Annotated in this window: 18 protein-coding genes and 1 tRNA gene; 9 read left to right on the top strand and 10 right to left on the bottom strand. The window is 51.0% G+C overall.

The window, feature by feature from the left end:
* Positions 1-4 precede the first annotated feature (4 nt).
* Positions 5-2,080: an NADPH-dependent 2,4-dienoyl-CoA reductase gene (locus IG609_RS02785; RefSeq protein WP_193397458.1), complete on the bottom strand. Its 2,076-nt coding sequence runs from the start codon at positions 2,078-2,080 to the stop codon at positions 5-7.
* A gap of 215 nt (positions 2,081-2,295) precedes the next feature.
* On the opposite strand from IG609_RS02785, the gene IG609_RS02790 reads away from it, so the two are divergent.
* The 5 genes from IG609_RS02790 (at position 2,296) to IG609_RS02810 (ending at position 7,678) form a co-directional block, all read left to right on the top strand.
* Entirely contained in the window at positions 2,296-2,592 is a 297-nt protein-coding gene (locus IG609_RS02790) for a hypothetical protein (protein WP_193397457.1), read from the top strand.
* A 252-nt stretch (positions 2,593-2,844) separates the two neighbouring features.
* On the top strand, positions 2,845-3,333 hold the full coding sequence (spy, locus tag IG609_RS02795) for an ATP-independent periplasmic protein-refolding chaperone Spy (RefSeq protein ID WP_193397456.1): 489 nt from the start codon (positions 2,845-2,847) through the stop codon (positions 3,331-3,333).
* 209 nt (positions 3,334-3,542) lie between these two features.
* Positions 3,543-5,012, top strand: coding sequence for a GGDEF domain-containing protein (locus IG609_RS02800; protein ID WP_193397455.1), 1,470 nt, complete (start codon positions 3,543-3,545; stop codon positions 5,010-5,012).
* 70 nt (positions 5,013-5,082) lie between these two features.
* Positions 5,083-5,445 carry a CopM family metallochaperone gene (gene copM / locus IG609_RS02805; protein ID WP_193397454.1) on the top strand — a complete coding sequence of 121 codons (363 nt, stop codon included), beginning with the start codon at positions 5,083-5,085 and terminating at the stop codon, positions 5,443-5,445.
* 316 nt (positions 5,446-5,761) lie between these two features.
* On the top strand, positions 5,762-7,678 hold the full coding sequence (locus IG609_RS02810) for a beta-glucoside-specific PTS transporter subunit IIABC (RefSeq protein ID WP_193397453.1): 1,917 nt from the start codon (positions 5,762-5,764) through the stop codon (positions 7,676-7,678).
* Positions 7,679-7,758: 80 nt separating this feature from the next.
* Here the strand turns inward: IG609_RS02810 and IG609_RS02815 are convergent, their stop codons facing one another.
* Positions 7,759-9,147: a glycoside hydrolase family 1 protein gene (locus tag IG609_RS02815; protein ID WP_193397452.1), complete on the bottom strand. Its 1,389-nt coding sequence runs from the start codon at positions 9,145-9,147 to the stop codon at positions 7,759-7,761.
* Between the two features lie 294 nt (positions 9,148-9,441).
* Positions 9,442-10,206 (bottom strand): type 1 glutamine amidotransferase domain-containing protein, encoded by a 765-nt coding sequence (locus IG609_RS02820; RefSeq protein WP_039282323.1) that lies wholly within the window; start codon positions 10,204-10,206, stop codon positions 9,442-9,444.
* Between the two features lie 181 nt (positions 10,207-10,387).
* Between IG609_RS02820 and IG609_RS02825 the strand changes: the two genes are divergently transcribed.
* Positions 10,388-11,290 carry a LysR family transcriptional regulator gene (locus tag IG609_RS02825; RefSeq protein WP_193397451.1) on the top strand — a complete coding sequence of 301 codons (903 nt, stop codon included), beginning with the start codon at positions 10,388-10,390 and terminating at the stop codon, positions 11,288-11,290.
* A gap of 21 nt (positions 11,291-11,311) precedes the next feature.
* Here IG609_RS02825 and IG609_RS02830 read toward each other — a convergent pair whose 3' ends face one another.
* On the bottom strand, positions 11,312-11,671 hold the full coding sequence (locus tag IG609_RS02830; RefSeq protein WP_193397450.1) for a YebF family protein: 360 nt from the start codon (positions 11,669-11,671) through the stop codon (positions 11,312-11,314).
* Positions 11,672-11,955: 284 nt separating this feature from the next.
* Positions 11,956-12,753, bottom strand: a complete 798-nt coding sequence (locus tag IG609_RS02835) for a hypothetical protein (protein WP_193397449.1) — start codon at positions 12,751-12,753, stop codon at positions 11,956-11,958.
* 80 nt (positions 12,754-12,833) lie between these two features.
* On the opposite strand from IG609_RS02835, the gene IG609_RS02840 reads away from it, so the two are divergent.
* A complete protein-coding gene (locus tag IG609_RS02840; RefSeq protein ID WP_193397448.1) occupies positions 12,834-13,958 on the top strand; it encodes an ISAs1 family transposase in 1,125 nt (374 codons plus the stop codon).
* A 115-nt stretch (positions 13,959-14,073) separates the two neighbouring features.
* Here IG609_RS02840 and IG609_RS02845 read toward each other — a convergent pair whose 3' ends face one another.
* Together IG609_RS02845 and IG609_RS02850 are read right to left on the bottom strand one after the other, a co-directional pair.
* Entirely contained in the window at positions 14,074-14,277 is a 204-nt protein-coding gene (locus IG609_RS02845) for a hypothetical protein (RefSeq protein ID WP_193397447.1), read from the bottom strand.
* 61 nt (positions 14,278-14,338) lie between these two features.
* A tRNA-Ile gene (locus IG609_RS02850) sits at positions 14,339-14,414 on the bottom strand.
* Positions 14,415-14,554: 140 nt separating this feature from the next.
* Between IG609_RS02850 and mug the strand changes: the two genes are divergently transcribed.
* Positions 14,555-15,058 (top strand): G/U mismatch-specific DNA glycosylase, encoded by a 504-nt coding sequence (gene mug, locus IG609_RS02855; RefSeq protein ID WP_193397437.1) that lies wholly within the window; start codon positions 14,555-14,557, stop codon positions 15,056-15,058.
* Positions 15,059-15,155: 97 nt separating this feature from the next.
* Here the strand turns inward: mug and rpoD are convergent, their stop codons facing one another.
* From rpoD to rpsU, 3 genes are all read right to left on the bottom strand, one after another.
* Positions 15,156-16,994 (bottom strand): RNA polymerase sigma factor RpoD, encoded by a 1,839-nt coding sequence (gene rpoD / locus IG609_RS02860; RefSeq protein ID WP_102118093.1) that lies wholly within the window; start codon positions 16,992-16,994, stop codon positions 15,156-15,158.
* A gap of 153 nt (positions 16,995-17,147) precedes the next feature.
* On the bottom strand, positions 17,148-18,905 hold the full coding sequence (dnaG, locus tag IG609_RS02865; protein ID WP_193397436.1) for a DNA primase: 1,758 nt from the start codon (positions 18,903-18,905) through the stop codon (positions 17,148-17,150).
* Between the two features lie 154 nt (positions 18,906-19,059).
* The gene (gene rpsU / locus IG609_RS02870) at positions 19,060-19,275 is read right to left on the bottom strand and encodes a 30S ribosomal protein S21 (protein ID WP_001144069.1); all 216 of its coding nucleotides are present in this window, start codon (positions 19,273-19,275) and stop codon (positions 19,060-19,062) included.
* 228 nt (positions 19,276-19,503) lie between these two features.
* Between rpsU and tsaD the strand changes: the two genes are divergently transcribed.
* Complete coding sequence (gene tsaD, locus IG609_RS02875; protein WP_193397435.1) at positions 19,504-20,517, top strand: tRNA (adenosine(37)-N6)-threonylcarbamoyltransferase complex transferase subunit TsaD; 1,014 nt, start codon at positions 19,504-19,506, stop codon at positions 20,515-20,517.
* Positions 20,518-20,559 lie beyond the last annotated feature (42 nt).

Here is a 20,559-nt window from a genome sequence, read left to right on the forward strand (position 1 = left end):
TAAACTACAGCGTTAACGCCAGCCGGGTGGCCTGATCGATCGCCCGGCGTGCGTCTAATTCCTGCGCCACATCGGCACCGCCAATCAGATGAACGTGACATCCGGCAGCGAGTAAAGGGTCATACAGCTTACGGTTAGGTTCCTGACCGGCACAGATAATGATGTTATCCACCGGCAGACAATGCATTTGCTGGTCGTGGATAATGTGCAGCCCCTCATCATCAATATGATGATATTCCACGCCGCCCAGCATCGTCACGCCATGGCGCAGCAGCGTGGTGCGATGTATCCAGCCTGTCGTTTTCCCCAGATTTTCACCGGGCTTGCCGGTTTTCCGCTGTAATAAGGTAATGTCCCGCTGGTGAGGAAGTCCGTCAGGCTGTTGTGGCAGCAGGCCGCCCCGATGCTGCAACTGCTTATCGATGCCCCATTCCGCATAAAAGTCGTCATGTCCTGCCTGAGAAGACTGGGGATTAAGACGATGGCTGTCGTTAAGAAGACGATTATTGTTCAAAAGATAGTGCGTATTGTTCAAAAGATAGTGCGCGGTATCGAAACCGATACCGCCTGCGCCGATAATGGCAACCCGTTTGCCGACTGGCTTTTTGTCGCGCAGCACGTCCAGATAGCTCAACACGCTAGGGTGATCGATACCTGCAATCGCGGGAATACGCGGCACGATGCCACAGGCCAGAATCACGTCATCAAAACCGAGTAAATCAGCGGCGGTTGCCTGCGTGCTCAGGCGCAGCGTGACGCCGAGTAGCTCTAACTGCCGACGGTAGTAGCGCAGCGTTTCATAAAATTCGGCCTTGCCGGGGATCTGTTTGGCAATATTGAACTGGCCGCCGATATAAGAAGACGATTCGAATAGCGTAACCTGATGGCCGCGTGCGGCGGCGTTGACGGCAAAAGCCATACCAGCAGGCCCCGCACCGACTACCGCAAAGCGTTTACCGACTCTGGCGGGCTGGATAGGCAGTTCGGTTTCGTGGCAGGCACGCGGGTTGACCAGGCAGGACGTGACCTTGCCGACAAAAATCTGATCGAGGCAGGCCTGATTGCAGCCGATACAGGTATTGATTTCATCTGCACGTCCCGACTGCGCTTTTGCCACCAGTTCCGCATCGGCGAGAAAAGGACGCGCCATCGACACCATGTTGGCACAGCCTTCGGCTAAAAGCTGTTCTGCGACGCTGGGATCGTTGATGCGGTTGGTGGTAATCAGCGGGATGCGGACTTTCCCCATTAGCTTCTGCGTTACCCAGCCGAAGGCACCGCGCGGCACCAGCGTGGCGATAGTCGGAATCCGCGCTTCATGCCAGCCGATACCGGTATTGATGAGGGTGGCACCTGCCTGCTCAATTGCCTGCGCCAGTTGCACAATTTCTTGCCAGCTTGAACCTTCTTCTATCAGGTCGAGCATCGATAAACGGTAAATCAGGATGAAGTCCGGGCCTGTTCGTTCCCGCACGGCGCGAACAATCTCAAGCGCGAAGCGGCTACGGCGCTGGAAATCGCCGCCCCATTCATCATCACGATGGTTGGTGTGCGTCACCAGAAACTGATTAATCAGGTAGCCTTCCGATCCCATAATTTCCACGCCGTCGTAACCCGCCTGCTGCGCCAACGCGGCGCAACGGGCAAAGTCGTCGATGGTTTGCACGATATCCTGCGTGCTCATTTCTCGTGGTGCAAAGCGGTTAATCGGTGCCTGAATGGCCGATGGCGCGACCGGATCGGGTTGATAGCTGTAGCGGCCGGTGTGGAGAATTTGCAGTGCGATTTTCCCGCCCGCGTCATGTACCGCCTGCGTTAGCACCTGATGATGCGCGATCTGCGCCTCGTCATGCAGAGTCGCGCCGCCTTTGGCAACGGCACCTTTGGCGTTTGGCGCAATGCCGCCTGTTACAATCAGGCCTACACCGCCCTGCGCCCGCTCACGGTAAAATGCTGCCAGCCTTTCGGTGCCGTCTGGGTGTTCTTCCAGACCGGTATGCATGGATCCCATCACCACACGGTTCTTTAACGTCGTGAAGCCAAGATCGAGTGGAGAAAGCAGCGTAGGGTAGGCAGTCATTACACTCTCCGGTGAGGTTAACTGGTCTGATGAGTCATGGTGTTCAATCTAGCCGTAATTGAGGGAATTGTGAAATTTATGTTTATTTATTGTGATTGATGTCATTGCGAATCTTGGGGAGAAGCGCGGGCAGGCAAGGGATCGTGTGCCGGAGTGTTTGTTGTCGGGGGCGTGTGACATTATAATCCGCGGGTTTATCGGGCAAAGGTACTGTTATGCGGGTGGAAGAGTTGGAATATCGTCTGGATAGCGCACTCCGTGCGTTAGAGCAAAGCGTTCAGCGTCAGCAGCAGACGTGGCGGCAGGAGCATCAGTCCCTCCAGCAGCAGTTGCTTCAGGCGAAAGAGCGTGACGCTTACCTTTGTACGCAGATTGAACGGCTCTCTGCGCAGTTGGGTGCGATGGATAGTTCGCCGGAACGAAATCCGCTGCTTCAGAAAATGAAGGTCATTCATGCCCACCTTGATGCACTGGCACAAGAAGCCAGCGCGTTCAGACGCTCACTGCGGTAACCGCTCCGCTGGCATTTTTCAGCCATATCGTGCCGCAGTGTTAATACGATATTTCGTACGCCCTATTTCGTTAACGTAATACTTCCGCTTCCTTACACAATTCCTCCTCATTCTCCATAATTGCCGCAAATGTGGAGCTGACGCTTGCAGATATTTACCCTTGCTCTAATTAACTGAAGGTGTCGGGCCTATACTTTCTCTCGTAGCACGGCACTCGCCGTCGACAAGTCAATTCAGAGAGAGGAATAGAATATGCGTAAACTCACTGCAATGCTGGTTGCTTCTTCTTTTGCATTGGGCGCGGCAGGTATCGCGCAGGCTAATGACGCACCGAAAGGTCCTGGCCCGGAACACAAGATGATGATGAAAGAGGGTCGGGAGCATCGTGGCATGATGGGGCCCGATGCGATGTTTAAGGAGCTGAATTTGACTGAAGCGCAGAAACAGCAAATTAAAGACATCATGAAAGAGTCCCGCGAGAAAATGCACAAAACGATGCAGGATGATCGTCGTGATATGCATAGCCTAGTTGCATCCGATACCTTTGATGCCGCAAAAGCACAGGCACAGTTGGATAAAGCCGACGCAGTGCACAAAGCTAGAATGCTGAGCGGTCTGGAAACCAAGAACAAAATTTACAACGTTCTGACGCCAGAGCAGAAAAAGCAGTACAACGACAATTTTGAAAAACGACTGACTCAACCGCCAAAACCTGACGGCAAGCCTGTTCCTGCGGAATAACATGTTATTTCATGAATCGGCGCGATAGCTAAAATACTCAAGTCAGTAGACCACCGGATTGACGCATTACCTCATGGGTAATGCTTCGGTCCGGTGGTTTTTTTATTTATTTTCCCGCGGCCATCGCACTGTGAGTAGGGAAATGATTAATGCTATTCTCACGCGGAGACAGCAGGTGAAATGATCGGATAGCGGGCGGTAAAGGACAGATGAATCACGATTTGACGTTAAAAACTATAAAATTCATGCCGCTGCTGTTTCTGACCACTCTCATCGTGAGCTGTATGGGATTTCGGTTTCGGGTGTTGGATGAGCTGTCGCTGTTTTGGCCCGCCAACATTCTGGTGTTTTGCCTCATGATCAGTTTCAGAGCCAGAAAAGGGACGATAACAGGTAAAACGCTCTTTATCTGTAGCAGTTTTTTGGTGAGTTATGTCGCGATGCTGTCGGCTGCGTTACTGATGGACAATAACTCACCGTTAAAAACCAAGGTGCTGTTATGTTTGTGCAATATGGTTTTTGTGGTGACAGCCTGGTGCGCGTTTTGCCTGATGTGTCGGTTTACCGGAAAGTGGTCGACATTTGAAAAATTCACCAAGTATTACGTCTATATTATTTTCGCTTCGACGTTTGTCGGCGCGTTCTTATCCGGTGTGGCGTATGGGGTTTATGCGTATGTCTACGATACGGGAAACCGCTATGCTGAGTTTATGGACTGGTTCAGTGAGCAACTCGGAACCGGTATTATCCTCGCGTTCTTTTTCCTGCGGGGTAAAGACATCCTGCGCGCGTTACGGAATATTCCGTTGTGCCCTAAGAACATCAGAGAAAATATCTTTCCCTTTCTGGTCTTCATCATTTTCTTATTAGTGAGCCTCTTTTTCCTGGATGCCAGCCTGATTACGCTGTCCGTTATTCCACTCACGCTGTGTGCGTTCAATTACTCTTTTACTATCATGTCGTTGCTCTGTGCGATTACCGGCGTGATACTGAATTATCTCTATATTAATCAAGTCGGTATACTCATCGATTCGAATTCCGAAGCATACATTAATTCGTTTCTCACTACGGCGCGCCTGAATATCGCGATGTTAATTATGGCGATGTTAAGCGTCTCTCATTTTGTTTCGATGAACCGACGACTGATTAAAATCATCGAAAGCAGCAGCTTGAAGGATGCGCTCACCAACACTTTCAATCGTCGCGCTTTTCTCAGCATGTTGAACGGGCGGCAGGGCGTGCTGATGAATAAGAAAAAGCGCCAATTAACGCTGCTGTTTTTGGATATCGATTATTTTAAGCAGGTCAATGATACCTACGGTCATGCCTGTGGCGATGAACTGATCGCCAGCTTTGCCCGTATGCTGAGTGCTACGATTCGTCCGAGCGACATCCTTTGCCGCTGGGGTGGGGAAGAGTTCGTCATTGCGGCTTATGACCTGACGGCTGAGCAATCCGAAGCCATGGCTGAAGCGTTGCGGCACCTTACGGAATCCACGGCGCTGACGCTGTCCGACGGCCGGAAAATCCATTTTACGACCAGTATTGGCGTTGCCATGTTTCCCCAACATGAAGGCGGCAATATTTACGATCTGATCGGGCTGGCGGACGAGCAGTTGTATAAAGCGAAAGCGCAGGGGCGTAATCGCGTCTGTATGCGTCTGGTCGAAGAGGTCTGACTCTTCCCTTGACCTTCCCCTTACTGGAACGTCTACCCTCAAAGTTACTGTGACTGATTGAGGGGTTGTGATGAAGAAAGTCCATTTGTTATTAACGGCAACGTTGCTGATTCCGTTTCTCTCGTTCGCTGCCGACAACGCGCATAGCGGCCACGGTGCTGCGAACGACGCATCGTCCTCCCAGCAGGCGTACATGAAAGGGATGGATGCGATGCATACCGAGATGATGGAAGGGATGCAGTCCAGCGACCCTGATATTGCCTTTGCCAAAGGGATGATTGCGCATCACCGTGGCGCGATTGATATGGCAAAAACGGAGCTGCAATACGGCAAAGACCCGGAGTTGCGTAAGCTGGCGGAAGAGATTATCAAAGCCCAGCAGCCGGAGATCGACCAAATGGAAGCCTGGTTGAAGAAGCAAAGCAAGCCGTAAATTTGCCCATGGCGCCTCTTCTGAGAGGCGTCATTTTGTTTTTATCAGGCCGTGGAGCGGGCGGCTTCGCACGATTGATGAAAATTTAGTGACTGTTTTCACAGAATAAAACGTAGAGATAGCTTTCTCCGTGTGAACTTGTTAGAAAACAGGAAAGGACGTCACCAGAATTTTCTGGGCGAGACCTGGATAAAGCAGCGTATAGCACGCTGCTTTATCCAGGTTTTTTTTTGCTTATTTTCCAGCTGGCCAGCGGATAACAAGTGGGATGACGTGTATCAGGCGGTTGCAGCCATTGACGAAACGGGAAGTCATTATGAATAGCAAAGTGCTCGCTGAAAATATTCTGAGGTTGGTCGGAGGAGAGACGAACGTTTCGACTCTGGTGCATTGTGCAACACGCTTGCGCTTTAAGATTGTGGATCACGGTAAAGTGGATGTGGCTGCGCTTGAGGCGCTGGATGGCGTCATTACGGTCATCAATGCTTCAGGGCAATTGCAGGTGGTGATCGGGAATCGGGTGCCGGAGGTGTACCGCGCTTTTGGTTCGATCTCCAAGCTGCTGGAGGATGGCGACGGGAAACGCCAGACGGCGGGAAGTGAGGCATCAACGTCTGCGATGGGGCGGCTGATTGATCTGGTTGCTGGGATCTTTACCCCATTGCTGGGGGCGATGGCGGCAGCGGGGGTGCTGAAAGGCGCATTGTCTATTGTGATTGCGCTCGGGTGGCTGAATACCAAAGAAAGTACCTATGTCATCCTGCACGCGGCATCTGACAGCCTGTTTTATTTCCTGCCGATGCTGTTGGCAATTACGGCTGCGCGTAAATTCGAAACCAACATTTTTGTGGCCGTGTCGGTTGCTGGCGCACTGGTTTACCCCACGATTCAGGGGTTGTTCGACGCCGGTCAGCCCGTGACGTTTTTCGGTCTGCCCGTTGTGATGATGAAGTACACCTCGTCGGTGATCCCGATTATCTTCAGCGTGTGGCTGATGTCATATATCGAGCGTTTCCTGAATCGCCATATTCACGAAAGCGTGCGCAATATCCTGACGCCGTTCTTCCTGCTGGTGCTGATGGTGCCACTCACGCTGATGACCATCGGGCCGATTGGCATTTCAGCCAGTAAGCTCATTGCGTCGGTGTTCGTCAGTATCTATGAATTCAATCCTATTCTTGCCGGGGCGTTGATGGCGGCGTCATGGCAGATCTTGGTGATCTTTGGCGTTCACTGGGGATTTGTGACCGTGTTCATCAACGATCTCTCTGTCATGGGGCACAGCTACCTTAAAGCCGCCTCCAGCCCGTCGGTCTTTGCCCAGTCCGGCGCACTGCTGGGCGTCATGGTGCGTACCAAAGATAAAAAGCTTAAAGCGCTGGCGGGTAGTACGTTTATCGCCTCGCTGTTTGGCATCACGGAACCCGGAGTTTACGGCGTGACGCTGAAGCTGAAAAAACCGTTTATCTGCGCGGTGATCGCCGCTGCAATCGGGGGCGCTATCGTCGGCTATGCGAAAAGCTCTGCGGTCTCTATGGGGATGCCCGGCTTGCTGACGCTGCCGATTTTCTACGGCGAAGGTTTTGTTGGGTTCCTTATTGGTTGCGCTATCGCCTTCGCGGTGAGTTTTGTGCTGACCATCATTGTTGGGTTTGACGATCCCGTACCGCCTGCTGAAAAAGCGCCAGTGCCAACGCACTCTTCAACAGCGACACCTGCTGCGCCTGTATCACGTCAGAACGCGAATGCTGTGCCTCTGGCGCTGAAAGACGCACCTGAAACGGCTGAACAGCTGGGGTCGCCAGCAAAAGGTGAACTGATTTCGCTGGAAGCGGTAAATGACAAAGTGTTTTCTTCCGGCGTCGTCGGGCAGGGTGTTGCCATTCTGCCGCAGGAAGGGCGCATCTATTCGCCGGTGGACGGCGTGATTGCCAGCACGTTCGCTAGCGGCCATGCCGTCGGCATTCTCTCGCAAAAGGGGGCGGAGATTCTGATTCATGTCGGCATCAACACGGTACAACTGGAAGGCCAGTATTATCAGATGCACGTTGCAGAAGGTGATAAAGTGACAAAAGGCCAACTGCTGCTGGAGTTTGATTTAGAGGCGATCCTGAAGGCGGGCTACGACACGGTGACACCGATGGTTATTACGAATGCAGAGGAATATCACGTATTCAGCCCGGGTACAGCACGTCAGTTGAGGGTAGGAGACACGGTAATCGCGCTGGCGTAGGGTTTTAGCCTCTTAATAAATCAGACGGCGCTGTGTGAATATGCCGTCTGATTTTCTCTATCGTCTTATGTTCTACAGAGTTACAGCGATTTTCCGTTGCTGCTAATCACATCCTGATACCAGTAGAAGCTGTCTTTGCGCCGACGCTCCAGCGTGCCTTTGCCGTCATCATCGCGATCGACATGAATAAAGCCGTAGCGTTTTGACATCTGCGCCGTCCCCGCGCTGACCAGATCGATCGGTCCCCAACTGGTGTAGCCCAGCAGCTCGACGCCATCGTCGATGGCTTCACGCACCTGAATCAGATGGCGACGCAGGTAATCAATGCGGTAACTGTCGTGAATGCTGCCGTCCTCTTCCACCACGTCGCGTGCACCCAGCCCGTTTTCCACGATGAACAGCGGCTTCTGATAGCGGTCATACAGCTCGTTCAGCAGGAAGCGCAGGCCTTCGGGGTCGATCTGCCAGCCCCATTCGGAGGCTTCAAGGTGCGGGTTAGGAATCAGACGGATGATATTGCCGCGTGAGGACTGATATTTCTCCGGCTCGAAGGTCGCGCAGCCGCTCATGTAATAGCTGAAAGAGACAAAGTCTACGGTGTGGCTCAGGTCGTCTTTATCCTGTGCGGTAATGGTGAGCTCGACGCCATTTTCCCGGAAATAGCGCTGAATCCAGGCCGGATAGGTACCGCGAACCTGCACGTCACCAAAGAACAGCCATTCCCGATTCTTGCTCTGCGCTTCCAGCACATCTTTCGGATGGCAGGTCATGGGGTAGCGTACCGCGCCCAATAGCATGTTGCCGATTTTGGCGTCTGGGATAATGTCGTGGCAGGCTTTTACCGCGCGTGCGCTGGCAACCAACTGGTGGTGGATAGCCTGATAAATATCCTGTTTTGAAGGTTCACCGTCTAGCCCGATGCCCGTAAAGGGTGAATGCAGCGCCATGTTGATTTCATTGAAGGTCAGCCAGTACTTCACCTTGTCTTTATAGCGACTGAAAACGGTACGGGCATACTTCTCAAAATGGTCGATGACGGCACGGTTGCCCCAACCTCCCAGTTTTTTTACCAGCCCGTAAGGCATTTCATAGTGCGACAGCGTAATCAGTGGCTGAATCTGATGCTTTGCCATTTCATCGAACAGACGATCGTAGAAGGCCAGACCGGCTTCGCAGGGCTCGGCTTCATCGCCTTCGGGGTAAATACGCGTCCAGGCAATCGAGGTGCGCAACACCTTAAAACCCATTTCGGCAAACAGCTGAATATCCTGCGGATATTGATGATAAAAATCGATGGCCCGATCTTTGATGCAGCTAATGCTCTCATTGCGTTCCGTCACCGGACCATGCACGCCCTGTAGCTGAAGATCGGAGGTCGACACACCTTTACCGTCCTCATTCCATGCCCCTTCAACCTGATTTGCTGCAACTGAACCGCCCCATAAAAATCCGTCGGGGAATGCTTTCATGGTATTTCTCCTTATCGTTTTCTACATCATTACGCTGCGCGGTGGCTCCGCACTGGGAACCGCCGGATGACAGGCAAAAAAAAACTTGGGCAGAAGAGAGTATCACTACTCACCTCTGCCCAAGTCTCGCCCGCCATTGGCGGTAACGTCTTGTTAGAACACTATACAATCCTGAATCTCTGCGGCAATGCCCCCGTCTGGTTATGTGACGCGAGTCACGGCATCTTTGCGTGCGGGTATGATTCGCGCCGACAGGCGTTAGGTGTTTTCCCCTAACGCCTGCTGATACGGTAATTACGCTTTCGCTTTCAGTGCTTTGACGACGGCTTCGCCCAGCGCTTGAGCAGATGCCGGGTTTTGGCCGGTGATCAGTCGCCCATCAACGACGACTTTATTTTCAAAGATTGGGGCTTCTTCAAATGTTGCGCCATCTTTTTTCAGTGCCGCTTCAAGTTCAAACGGAACGATCTTGTCGTAATTACGGGACACTTCTTCTTCCGCGGTAAAGCCGGTAAGGCGACGGCCTTTAATCAACAGTTCACCATTGCTGAGCTTCACATTCAGCAAGCCTGCCGGACCGTGGCAAACGGCACTGATGATGTCATTTTTCTCGTACATGGTACGCACGATGTTGATCAACTCAGGATTGTTGACGAAATCCCACATTGGTCCATGTCCTCCAACCAGCAGGATCGCGCTATATTTCGCGGGATCAACCTTTGCCAGCGGGATTGAATTAGCCAGTTTGTTGCGGTGTTCCGGGTTAGTCCAGAAATCCAGACTTGCCCGATCTTTGAGATCGAATCCGTCAAACGGAGGCATCCCGCCTTTGGGGCTCGCAATATCGTAATCCAGCCCAGCTTTGTCAAAAACCTCGACCGGATGAGTGAGTTCTGGGAACCAGAAACCGCCAACGAGATCGGGGGTTTTTTTATCCAGACTGGAGACGACGATTAATACCTTCTCTTCTTTCAAATTGGCCTGAGCGAAAACAGGGGAGGCTGCGGCAAACACAGCCATCGCGGCGATAAGACCAGCACAGCGCTTGATAATTGACATAAAAAACTCCTTTCAGCAGGTGGTGATGGTCGCCACTATATCCGTGATAATTGGCTGAAAACAGACGGTAAAAACGGAACGTATTGTTTAAAAAATCGATGTAATCACTTTATATTGCCGTGATAAATTATCGTAAAATGCGTTTTATGATCCCTGTGTTGCATGACGATGAGGAACCCTGATGGGGCAATCCGATAGTTTTGATGGACTGGCAGAATTTCTGGCGATAGCGAAACGCTTGAGCATTCGCAAAGCCGCGCTCGATCTGGGTAAGACGCCGGGAGCGGTGAGCCTGTCGCTCCAGAAACTGGAGCATCGCCTCGGCGTGCTGCTTTTCCACCGCACGACGCGCAAGATGGCATTGACGGAAGCGGGGGAAGAGCTGCTGCTGAGAATCGGGCCTGCGGCACACGTTATCGCAACAGGTTTTGAAGATGTGGCTCAATCGGCAAAAAAACCATCGGGGACGTTGAAGCTGATCGTCGAGCGATTAGCATTGCCCCATGTTATCGAGCCGCTCATCCCTGCATTTCGTCAGGCGTGGCCGAATTTGAATATCGATATCACGGTGAGTAATCGTCACGATAACTTCGTCTCTGAAGGCTATGACGCTGGTATCATGATCGGTTCATACATCGAACAGGATATGATTGCCGTGCGGCTTTCCCCGCCATTCAAGTGGGCGGTATTTGGTTCGCCGGACTATTTCAAAGCGAATGGTAAGCCTAAAGCGACGCACGATCTGGTGCATCACGAATGTATTCGCTTTCGTCGCCCTGAAAAGGGGGATATTTATCGATGGGAGTTTGTCGAAAATAAAGAAACTGTAAGAGTTGAGCCAACTGGTACCATTACCGTGAACGATGGCGAACTCATGCGTAGCCTCGCGGTCAGGAGCGTTGGGCTTATTTACTCATCCACGTTCCATACTTCACGCGAGCTGGCAAACGGCACGCTGGAAGCCGCGTTACTCGATCTCTCACCCGGAAATGACGGCCTCTTTCTTTATTTCTCAAGAGCTGCGAGGAATCAACCCAAATTGCGCGCGTTTATCGACGTGTGTTCGCAGATAATTAAGACGTGAATGTGTGGGCTAATTCATCCGTTAGTTTTTCGACGCATACTCAACTGAACCTGTTTTACATTCGTACATGGCAAACAGCGAGTGTGTTTTCTGTGGACCGGAGACGGTGAATGCCAGGAGGTAAACCTCGGGGTTGGATAACGTAGATGAATCGGCTTTATCAAAAGCAATCACTGGTGTTGCGGTACCGAGGTGTTCGGGTTGGAACTTAACCCAGCGTGGAATGCGGAGTGTCAGGAAATCGTGCTTCACATAGTCGATGGCTTGCTCATACGTCACCTCCAGACAGGATGGGCCGCTATGCTTGAAGTAATAATTGTAGCCCGCTAAGGCACTAGCTGCCGCCAGCACGCAACAGATCGTCTTGGTTTTCCATTCCATCCCGCTTCTTCCTGATAAACATAAACCGACGCCCAAAAATAAAGGAGCTGCGCTATTAACGCAACTCCTTGAATTTGGTGGCCCCTGCTGGACTAGCGTTGCGGTTGGGGGGTACTAGTTTAGTGAATGAGTCACCATTCACTTTTAACCGGATGGTAATTATGCAAAATTATTTACAGGGGTTGCGTTAGATCAGAATAAAGCAGCCTCAACGTGCAGCATCAATAGCCTTTTATACCCAATATTTCTGATATAGATTTCAATTTTTTGTCATTGCCTGTCTTCTACTTCTCAAGAATCTTCATCAACATTTCATGAAATTCAGGGTCATCACCTTCCCTCAATGCAATCTCTGGTAAGAGATACGGAGCTGGGCACCAACTGACTTCATCTTCATTACGCAATGGATGAGGAAATAAAGGAGCCCCATTTTTGAAGGAAGCAAGGAGCTCTTCAACTGCTAATTTCTTGCCATCCAGGGTCATACATTCTTGGCACTGCTTGTCAGAGCAAATCACCTTCACCTTAGTAGAGTCTTTAAGCTGAGCACTTCGTAATGCCGTATAGATTCTTCCCAGGTCCTGGACAAGCTTTTCAGATAGGTAGGTATCACAGAAGAGAATCAAGGCATCTCTTGCTTCACTATGCTTGTAGGAATATGGTTGAGTGAATTCAAACAGCACCATCCATAACTCTTTGCCTTGCCTATCCTTCAGATAAGGGTCAGGCAATAGCCCAAACCTTGAGAATGTGGGGACTACATCCTTCAAAAAGTCTTCTTTGGTTAAGGCATATGGTTCTTCTTGGACATACTCGGTCTTAACAAGCTCACCAGTAGCAATTTTCTTTAGATTAATGTCAATCTTCTGCCGAATGTCATCTATGGTCTTTGACCATTGTTCATGTGTTGGGTTTTCACCTTCTGGCAGGTATCGTTGAATTACCCATTCAGCAGTGAGATAGTGATCTTCAGCAGTAAACTCTTCAGGATACTTACTCTCTAGATACAGTTTCTTTTCTTCAAGCTCAGAATCAGACCAGCGCCGAAATACTTCCTGCTTCCCTAGGCAGGGTAAGATCACGAATGTTTTTTAGACAATTTCCGATGATTGACTCGAAGAGATGGCTATGATCTGATAGCGCTTTTCTCCGCGAGCCGCCCATGAGCTTTGATACCTTTACGCACTATTTTTCCGATATTCAGGAACCACGTCAGTCAGCGAAAATTTCCTATCCGCTCATCGACATACTCTTTTTAACCTTATGCGCCGTCATCGCCGGTTGCGACGGATGGGAAGACATCGAGGATTTTGGCGAGGCCCGGCTTGACTGGCTGCAATCTCACGGCTTCTTTACTCTTGGGCTTCCCGTTCATGACACCATTGCACGCGTTATTTCACAGATAGACGCCGCACAGCTCCAGCGCAGTTTTATCCAATGGGTACAGTCCGTTAGCATCAAAACAGACGGGAAAGTCGTGGCTATCGATGGAAAAACGGTTCGTCGCTCATATAACCGGGATAGCCGCCGTTCAGCTATCCATATGGTCAGTGCCTTCGCCACCGCCAATGGCGTAGTCATGGGGCAGGTGAAAACGGATAGTAAATCCAATGAGATAACAGCAATACCGGAGCTTTTGTCCTTACTGGAACTAAAAGGCTGTCTGGTCACGCTGGATGCGATGGGATGTCAGAAAAAAATAGCGGAAGCCATTGTGGCCAAAGAGGCGGATTATCTGCTGGCAGTGAAAGGCAATCATCCGGTATTGCATGAGGCGCTGAAACAGGCGCTGCGGCCTCCCTTGCAACAAATCAGTAATGAAAATATTGTGATTGAACAGGGGCATGGTCGAACAGAATGTCGGGAATACCATGTACTGGACGCATCGGAACTGAAAGAGGGTGTTGCGGAATGGCCCCAGTTAAACACGATAGGGGTGGCTGTAAGCTATCGCATTGAAAAAAATAAAAAAGAGTCATTGGAATACCGCTATTACATCAGTTCGGCAAAATTGAGTAATGAAGAGTTTGCGGCGGCAGTGCGCGGGCATTGGCGCATAGAAAACCAGTTACACTGGGTGCTGGATGTGGCGATGAGAGAAGATGCAATCGCGATCTATCGGGGTAATGCTGCGGAGAATCTGGCGAGTATCCGCCATATCAGTTTGAACATGATAAGGCAGGAGAAAGGGAAGAAGGCGAGCGTACCTCGTAAACGGCGAATGGCGGCAATGAAAATGGACTATCTTGAAGCGATATTGCTGGCGGGACTGGGTATGAACAAATAATAAGCGTTCATGCTCTCGCCCTGCTTCCCTAGGCCCATTGCTTTCTTTATTTTGCTGAAGAGTCCCATGCAGTTCACTCGGTAAGTTCATATGATTTTTATTGAAAGGTAAGCAGTCACTGTCGGCGATATTTTTCCATAACTGCTTTATGCCCTTCTTCTGGAGTCCATTCAATAGGAACAGCTATGCAGTGAGCAAGTTCATTGCCTCTTGCTTCACCTTTAAGTTGTAAGCGATAGCCAAGGCCTGACAGCTCTTCTTTGTTGATAGGAGAAATAATTTGCCCGTCAAGGTTGCCACCAATGAATTCAATATTCATGTCTGCCATTCTTGAGCTCTCTAAGAAAAAAAGCCACTACAATGAGTGGCTTTTAGGTGTTTGGTGGCCCCTGCTGGACTTGAACCAGCGACCAAGCGATTATGAGTCGCCTGCTCTAACCACTGAGCTAAGGGGCCGAATGGGCGATGATTATACGGTAATATGCGGGGGGAGGTCTATAGCCTATCTGCTGGGTGGTGGTTTTATACTCAAGATAGCTTGTTGTTATTCTTATCAGAATTTACGATGGCTGTAGTCAACGGAAGTAGGGAAAGACATGATTACCGATATTCTGGCCATGAATCTTCAGGTTGTTTTCTGCGGCATCAATCCCGGGCTGTCGACGGCCCATTATGGTTATCACTTCGCTAATCCCAGTAATCGCTTCTGGAAAGTGATTTATCAGGCAGGTTTTACCGAGCGGTTGCTGACGCCTGCGGAAGAACAGCATCTGCTGGACACCGGATGCGGCATCACCATGCTGGTGGAGCGCCCAACGGTTGAAGCCACCGAACTGGGGCGAGACGAGCTGCTGCAAGGTGGCAACGCGATTGTCGAGAAGATGACGCACTATCAGCCGCGTGCGCTGGCGGTGTTAGGGAAGCAGGCGTTCAGTCAGGCGTTTGGTATCAAGAAGGTTTCGTGGGGGCGTCAGGAGCAGCATATTGGCGAGACGCAGGTTTGGGTACTGCCGAACCCTAGCGGACTGAACCGTGCGACGCTGGAGTCGCTGGTGGCGTCGTATCAGGAACTGTATCAGGCATTGCAGAATAAGGCGTGAAACCAATCTGAGCGTTTTGACGGGCAAAAAATAACCCCGGCAGACCGGGGTTATTTATCATGTAGTTATCTGGAGTGTGGATTAGCTGAGGAATGAATTAATCATCCAGGAAGCTACGCAGCACTTCGGAACGGCTTGGGTGGCGCAGTTTACGCAGCGCTTTCGCTTCGATCTGACGAATACGTTCACGCGTAACGTCAAACTGTTTGCCCACTTCTTCCAGCGTATGGTCGGTGTTCATATCGATACCGAAACGCATGCGCAGGACTTTCGCTTCACGTGCGGTCAGGCCAGCCAGTACGTCGTGTGTCGCAGAACGCAGGCTTTCCGACGTGGCGGAATCCAGCGGCAGCTCCAGCGTCGTATCTTCAATGAAATCGCCCAAATGTGAATCTTCATCATCACCAATCGGGGTTTCCATTGAAATCGGCTCTTTCGCGATTTTCAGCACTTTACGGATTTTGTCTTCCGGCATCAGCATACGCTCAGCCAGCTCTTCCGGCGTTGGCTCGCGGCCCATTTCCTGCAACATCTGACGAGAGATACGATTTAGTTTGTTGATCGTCTCAATCATGTGCACCGGAATGCGGATGGTACGCGCCTGATCGGCGATAGAACGGGTGATCGCCTGACGGATCCACCAGGTCGCATAGGTCGAGAATTTGTAGCCACGGCGATATTCAAACTTATCTACCGCTTTCATCAGACCGATGTTGCCTTCCTGAATCAGGTCGAGGAACTGCAAACCACGGTTGGTGTATTTCTTCGCGATAGAAATAACCAGACGCAGGTTAGCTTCCACCATTTCTTTCTTGGCACGACGCGCTTTCGCTTCACCAATCGACATACGGCGGTTGATGTCTTTCACCTGCTCGATCGTCAGGCCAGTTTCTTCTTCGATCTGCTGCAGTTTTTGTAGGCTGCGGGTGACGTCTTCTTCAACATCATTCAGCTTTTCAGACCATGGCTTGCCCATGGCGACTGCTGCGGCAAACCAGGTGTTGTTGGTTTCATTGCCAGTGAACATCGTGACGAAGTTTTTCTTCGGCATTTTGCACTGTTCAACACACAACTTAATGATCAAACGTTCCTGAGTACGAACGCGATCCATCATGGAACGCATGCTGTTAACCAGGAAATCAAACTGTTTTGGCACCAGACGGAACTGTTTGAAGACTTCTGACAGATTCAGGATTTCCTGTGCTGCCAATGCATGGCTACGGCCGTGAGCTTTGATAACCTGACGGGTCGTTTCATATTGCTCACGCAGCTCGGTGAACTTCTCACGCGCCAGCTCAGGATCGATGCTGTTGTCGTCCTCTTCTTCCTCTTCGTCTTCTTTTTCCTCATCGTCATCGTCCATTTCTTCGCTCGAAAGCTCGGAACCAACGTGAGTCGCGGTAGGCGCAATGTCCTCTTCCGCATTAGGATCGACGAAGCCAGTGATCAGGTCGGACAGGCGGCTTTCGCCCGCTTCGACGCGGTCATACTGCTCCAGCAGGTAAGTAATAGCTTCAGGATACTCGGCAACAGAGCACTGAACCTGGTTGATACCGTCTTCGATACGTTTGGCGATATCGATCTCGCCCTCACGCGTCAACAGCTCAACGGTACCCATTTCACGCATGTACATGCGAACCGGATCGGTGGTGCGACCAATTTCCGATTCGACACTGGATAGAACCTGCGCAGCAGCCTCTGCCGCATCTTCATCGGCATCATTGGTGTTTTCGGCCAGCAACAGATCGTCTGCATCCGGTGCTTCTTCCATCACCTGGATGCCCATGTCGTTAATCATCTGGATGATATCTTCGATCTGATCCGAGTCGATGATATCTTCCGGCAGATGGTCATTGACCTCAGCATAGGTCAGGTAGCCTTGCTCCTTACCACGGGTGACAAGCAGCTTCAGCTGTGACTGCGGGTTTTGCTCCATAAGACGGTATCCACACTTCAGAGTATTTGGGTTGGTGTCGGTCAGCGTAGTTCGCTAACAATAGCATTAGGGGTATTTTTCTTATCGCCGCGCCCCTGTAGCGGCTCTTTGCAGGGCTCAACCCTGCTATTTATCGGCAATTAAGCCTCTGTATCAGTGTTTTCTGGTCAACGCCAGTTGCAACGACCAAAGCTCTTTTTTTTCTTTGGCGTTGAGCCCATTCGGATTTGTCCTGTCACGGGCAATCAAAATTTCTAATCGCTGGTTCAATAACTGATCGTAGAGCTCTGCCAGACTAATTCTGAACTTCTCTTCGAGCTCTTCATCTACGATCATATGGTTCCATACCGCGATGGTTTCAAGTTGTTTATAGTATTTGCTGTCGCGATATTGTTCTAACAGCAGAGCCATACTCATCCTCGGGCTGGCGTTACAGGTTTTCACCAAGTCCTGAAACAGCGATAAACCTGGGACTTTGTCTTGCTCAACACCTTCCAACGCAAGGTCAGGCACCTCTGCCGCCAGTCTTGGGTTTTGCACTAAGAGTCCTATAAGTATACGCATAGTTGTGACTTTTAGTTGCGGCGTCTGGTAAGACTGCTCCAGCTCTGCGGCTTTGGGCAGCAGCCGATCCAACTGGCTGTCGTCCAAAATACCCAGCTTGTTGCCAAGCTGCTGGCGTAGGTAAAGCCGCTGTGTTTCTCCCGGCACCTGGCCAATCAATGGCATAGCGAGAATACCGAGTTTGGTTCGACCGTCAGCAGAACTCATATCCACCTGCTGTTGCAGCGTCTCAAACAGAAACTGCGACAGCGGCAATGCTTGTACCATACGCTGCTCAAAGGCGGCTTTGCCTTCTTTACGTACCAGCGTGTCGGGATCTTCACCGTCTGGCAGGAACATAAAACGTAGCTGGCGACCATCGTTCAAATAGGGTAGCGCAGTTTCCAACGCACGCCATGCCGCTTCACGTCCGGCACGGTCTCCGTCGTAACAACATACCACCTGGTCTGTGGCGCGGAAGAGTAACTGAATGTGCTCAGCTGTGGTGGAAGTACCCAGCGATGCCACCGCATAATCAATACCAAACTGCGCCAGCGCCACCACATCCATATAACCTTCAACAACCAAGAGTCGTTTGAGATCTTTATGGCTTTGCTGTGCTTCATACAGACCGTACAGCTGGCGACCTTTATGGAAAATGCCCGTTTCTGGTGAGTTCAGATACTTCGGCGTATCGTTACCTAACACACGTCCGCCGAAGGCAATCACTCTTCCCCGTTTGTCACGGATGGGGAACATCACTCGCTCGCGAAAGCGGTCGTACGTTCTGCCCTGGTCGTTAGTCACCAGCATACCGGCATCGTTCAATACGTTGCGATCGCTACCTTCACCAAACCGCTTGAGAACGTTATCCCAGCCGGATGGGGCGAAGCCAATTGCAAAATGGCTGATCACCTCTGCACTTAAACCACGCTGTTGCAGATACTGCAACGCAGGAACTCCGACAGAATGTTGCAGTGCTTGCTGATAAAACGAGCTGATGTGTCCCATCAACTCGTACTGATTATGTCGTTGGTGAATTTCTTGTTTAGTTGGGCCTGTGCCAGTTTCATAAGGCACTTCCAGACCATGCATCGTAGCCAGTTCTTCAATGGTTTCAACGAATTCGAGACGATCGTAATTCATTAAAAAGTCTATGGCAGTGCCGTGTGCGCCACAGCCAAAACAGTGATAGAACTGTTTGTCACCGTTTACGGTGAATGAGGGGGTTTTCTCGTGATGGAACGGGCAGCACGCATGATAGTTTTTGCCCTGCTTTTTCAGTTTGACGCGCGCATCAATGAGATCGACGATGTCGGTGCGAGCCAGCAGGTCATTAATAAATACGCGTGGGATTCGTCCAGCCATAAGCCCCTAGTGTATATCTTTCTGTAAGATGATTACATTGGATATAGCTTATAAACGACAACAAGCCGCGCTTCCTTTCGGAAAGCACGGCCTTACGTATGCAACTGCTAAGTCTGCGGATTAATCACGCGTTGGAGGGAAACCCTCCTGAAAATTAATACAGACGAGTGCGGCGTGCGTTTTCTCGAGCCAATTTCTTTGCGTGACGTTTCACTGCAGAAGCTTTAGCGCGCTTGCGTTCTGTCGTTGGTTTTTCATAAAACTCACGACGACGAACTTCAGCCAGAACGCCTGCTTTTTCACAGGAACGTTTGAAGCGACGCAGAGCTACGTCGAACGGCTCGTTTTCACGTACTTTAATTACCGGCATGTGCCTCTCACCTCAATAAATTCGGTTTGCCGCTGGCCTTGTGCCAGCCTTTTCAAAATGGTGCGGAATTCTACTGCAAACGTGACGTCTTTGTAAAGCATTGCGGTGATCATAAAACGCCCAACCACGGCCAGCGCAGAAATCAGGCTGCTTATGGTAGACTATCCGCAGTTTGAAGCAAGCGGCATTTAACGCGTGCTCGTATCATCATCAAAGTTAGGAACAGCAATGCGCGTATTGGGTATCGAAACATCCTGTGATGAAACCGGTGTGGCCATTTATGACACGGAAACCGGTTTGCTCGCCAATCAGTTATACAGCCAGGTCAAATTACATGCCGATTACGGCGGCGTAGTGCCTGAGCTCGCCTCACGCGATCACGTGCGTAAAACGGTTCCGTTGATTCAGGCGGCGCTGTGTGAAGCTGGGCTACAGGCTGACGATATCGATGGTGTGGCTTACACCGCAGGCCCAGGTTTGATTGGCGCGCTATTGGTGGGTGCAACGATCGGTAGGTCGTTGGCATTCGCCTGGGGTGTCCCGGCGATTCCTGTGCACCATATGGAAGGGCATTTGCTGGCGCCGATGCTGGAAGATAATCCGCCAGCGTTTCCTTTCGTAGCACTGCTGGTTTCTGGTGGTCATACGCAGCTCATCAGCGTGACAGGCATTGGTGAGTACCGTTTGCTGGGCGAGTCGATTGATGACGCGGCGGGTGAAGCGTTTGATAAAACGGCAAAATTACTGGGATTAGATTATCCCGGTGGGCCAATGTTGTCGAAAATGGCGCAGGCGGGGAATTCCCAACACTTTACGTTTCCGCGCCCGATGACAGACCGGCCGGGGTTGGATTTTAGCTTTTCTGGGCTAAAAACGTTTGCTGCCAATACGATTCGTAGCAACGGTGATGACGATCAAACGCGTGCCGATATTGCTCGTGCGTTTGAAGACGCCGTCGTAGATACGCTGGCGATAAAATGTCGTCGTGCGTTGGATGAGACGGGCTTTAAACGACTGGTCATGGCGGGGGGGGTGAGTGCAAACCGGACGTTGCGCCAGCGCTTAGGTGAAGTGATGGCGAAACGCGGTGGTGAAGTGTTTTATGCACGCCCCGAATTCTGTACAGATAACGGTGCGATGATTGCTTATGCGGGCAGTGTACGTCTGGTTCATGGCGCGAGCCAGACGCTGGGCGTATCCGTTCGGCCACGTTGGCCGTTGGCTGAATTGCCTGCGGTGTGAGTGTTCGAGCGATAACCACTACGTGTAGATAACTGCTTTACA

This window comes from Pectobacterium quasiaquaticum, from assembly GCF_014946775.2.
GTDB classification, from domain to species: Bacteria; Pseudomonadota; Gammaproteobacteria; order Enterobacterales; family Enterobacteriaceae; genus Pectobacterium; species Pectobacterium aquaticum.

Excerpts from the sequence above, each read along its gene's own strand:
- IG609_RS02790 (WP_193397457.1), top strand. The coding sequence starts at position 2,296 with ATGCGGGTGGAAGAGTTGGAATATCGTCTGGATAGCGCACTCCGTGCG.
- mug (WP_193397437.1), top strand. The coding sequence starts at position 14,555 with ATGATTACCGATATTCTGGCCATGAATCTTCAGGTTGTTTTCTGCGGC.
- dnaG (WP_193397436.1), bottom strand. The coding sequence starts at position 18,905 with ATGGCTGGACGAATCCCACGCGTATTTATTAATGACCTGCTGGCTCGC.
- rpsU (WP_001144069.1), bottom strand. The coding sequence starts at position 19,275 with ATGCCGGTAATTAAAGTACGTGAAAACGAGCCGTTCGACGTAGCTCTG.
- spy (WP_193397456.1), top strand. The coding sequence starts at position 2,845 with ATGCGTAAACTCACTGCAATGCTGGTTGCTTCTTCTTTTGCATTGGGC.
- IG609_RS02845 (WP_193397447.1), bottom strand. The coding sequence starts at position 14,277 with ATGAATATTGAATTCATTGGTGGCAACCTTGACGGGCAAATTATTTCT.
- IG609_RS02820 (WP_039282323.1), bottom strand. The coding sequence starts at position 10,206 with ATGTCAATTATCAAGCGCTGTGCTGGTCTTATCGCCGCGATGGCTGTG.
- IG609_RS02800 (WP_193397455.1), top strand. The coding sequence starts at position 3,543 with ATGAATCACGATTTGACGTTAAAAACTATAAAATTCATGCCGCTGCTG.
- IG609_RS02840 (WP_193397448.1), top strand. The coding sequence starts at position 12,834 with ATGAGCTTTGATACCTTTACGCACTATTTTTCCGATATTCAGGAACCA.
- IG609_RS02785 (WP_193397458.1), bottom strand. The coding sequence starts at position 2,080 with ATGACTGCCTACCCTACGCTGCTTTCTCCACTCGATCTTGGCTTCACG.
- copM (WP_193397454.1), top strand. The coding sequence starts at position 5,083 with ATGAAGAAAGTCCATTTGTTATTAACGGCAACGTTGCTGATTCCGTTT.
- IG609_RS02810 (WP_193397453.1), top strand. The coding sequence starts at position 5,762 with ATGAATAGCAAAGTGCTCGCTGAAAATATTCTGAGGTTGGTCGGAGGA.
- rpoD (WP_102118093.1), bottom strand. The coding sequence starts at position 16,994 with ATGGAGCAAAACCCGCAGTCACAGCTGAAGCTGCTTGTCACCCGTGGT.
- IG609_RS02815 (WP_193397452.1), bottom strand. The coding sequence starts at position 9,147 with ATGAAAGCATTCCCCGACGGATTTTTATGGGGCGGTTCAGTTGCAGCA.
- IG609_RS02825 (WP_193397451.1), top strand. The coding sequence starts at position 10,388 with ATGGGGCAATCCGATAGTTTTGATGGACTGGCAGAATTTCTGGCGATA.
- tsaD (WP_193397435.1), top strand. The coding sequence starts at position 19,504 with ATGCGCGTATTGGGTATCGAAACATCCTGTGATGAAACCGGTGTGGCC.
- IG609_RS02830 (WP_193397450.1), bottom strand. The coding sequence starts at position 11,671 with ATGGAATGGAAAACCAAGACGATCTGTTGCGTGCTGGCGGCAGCTAGT.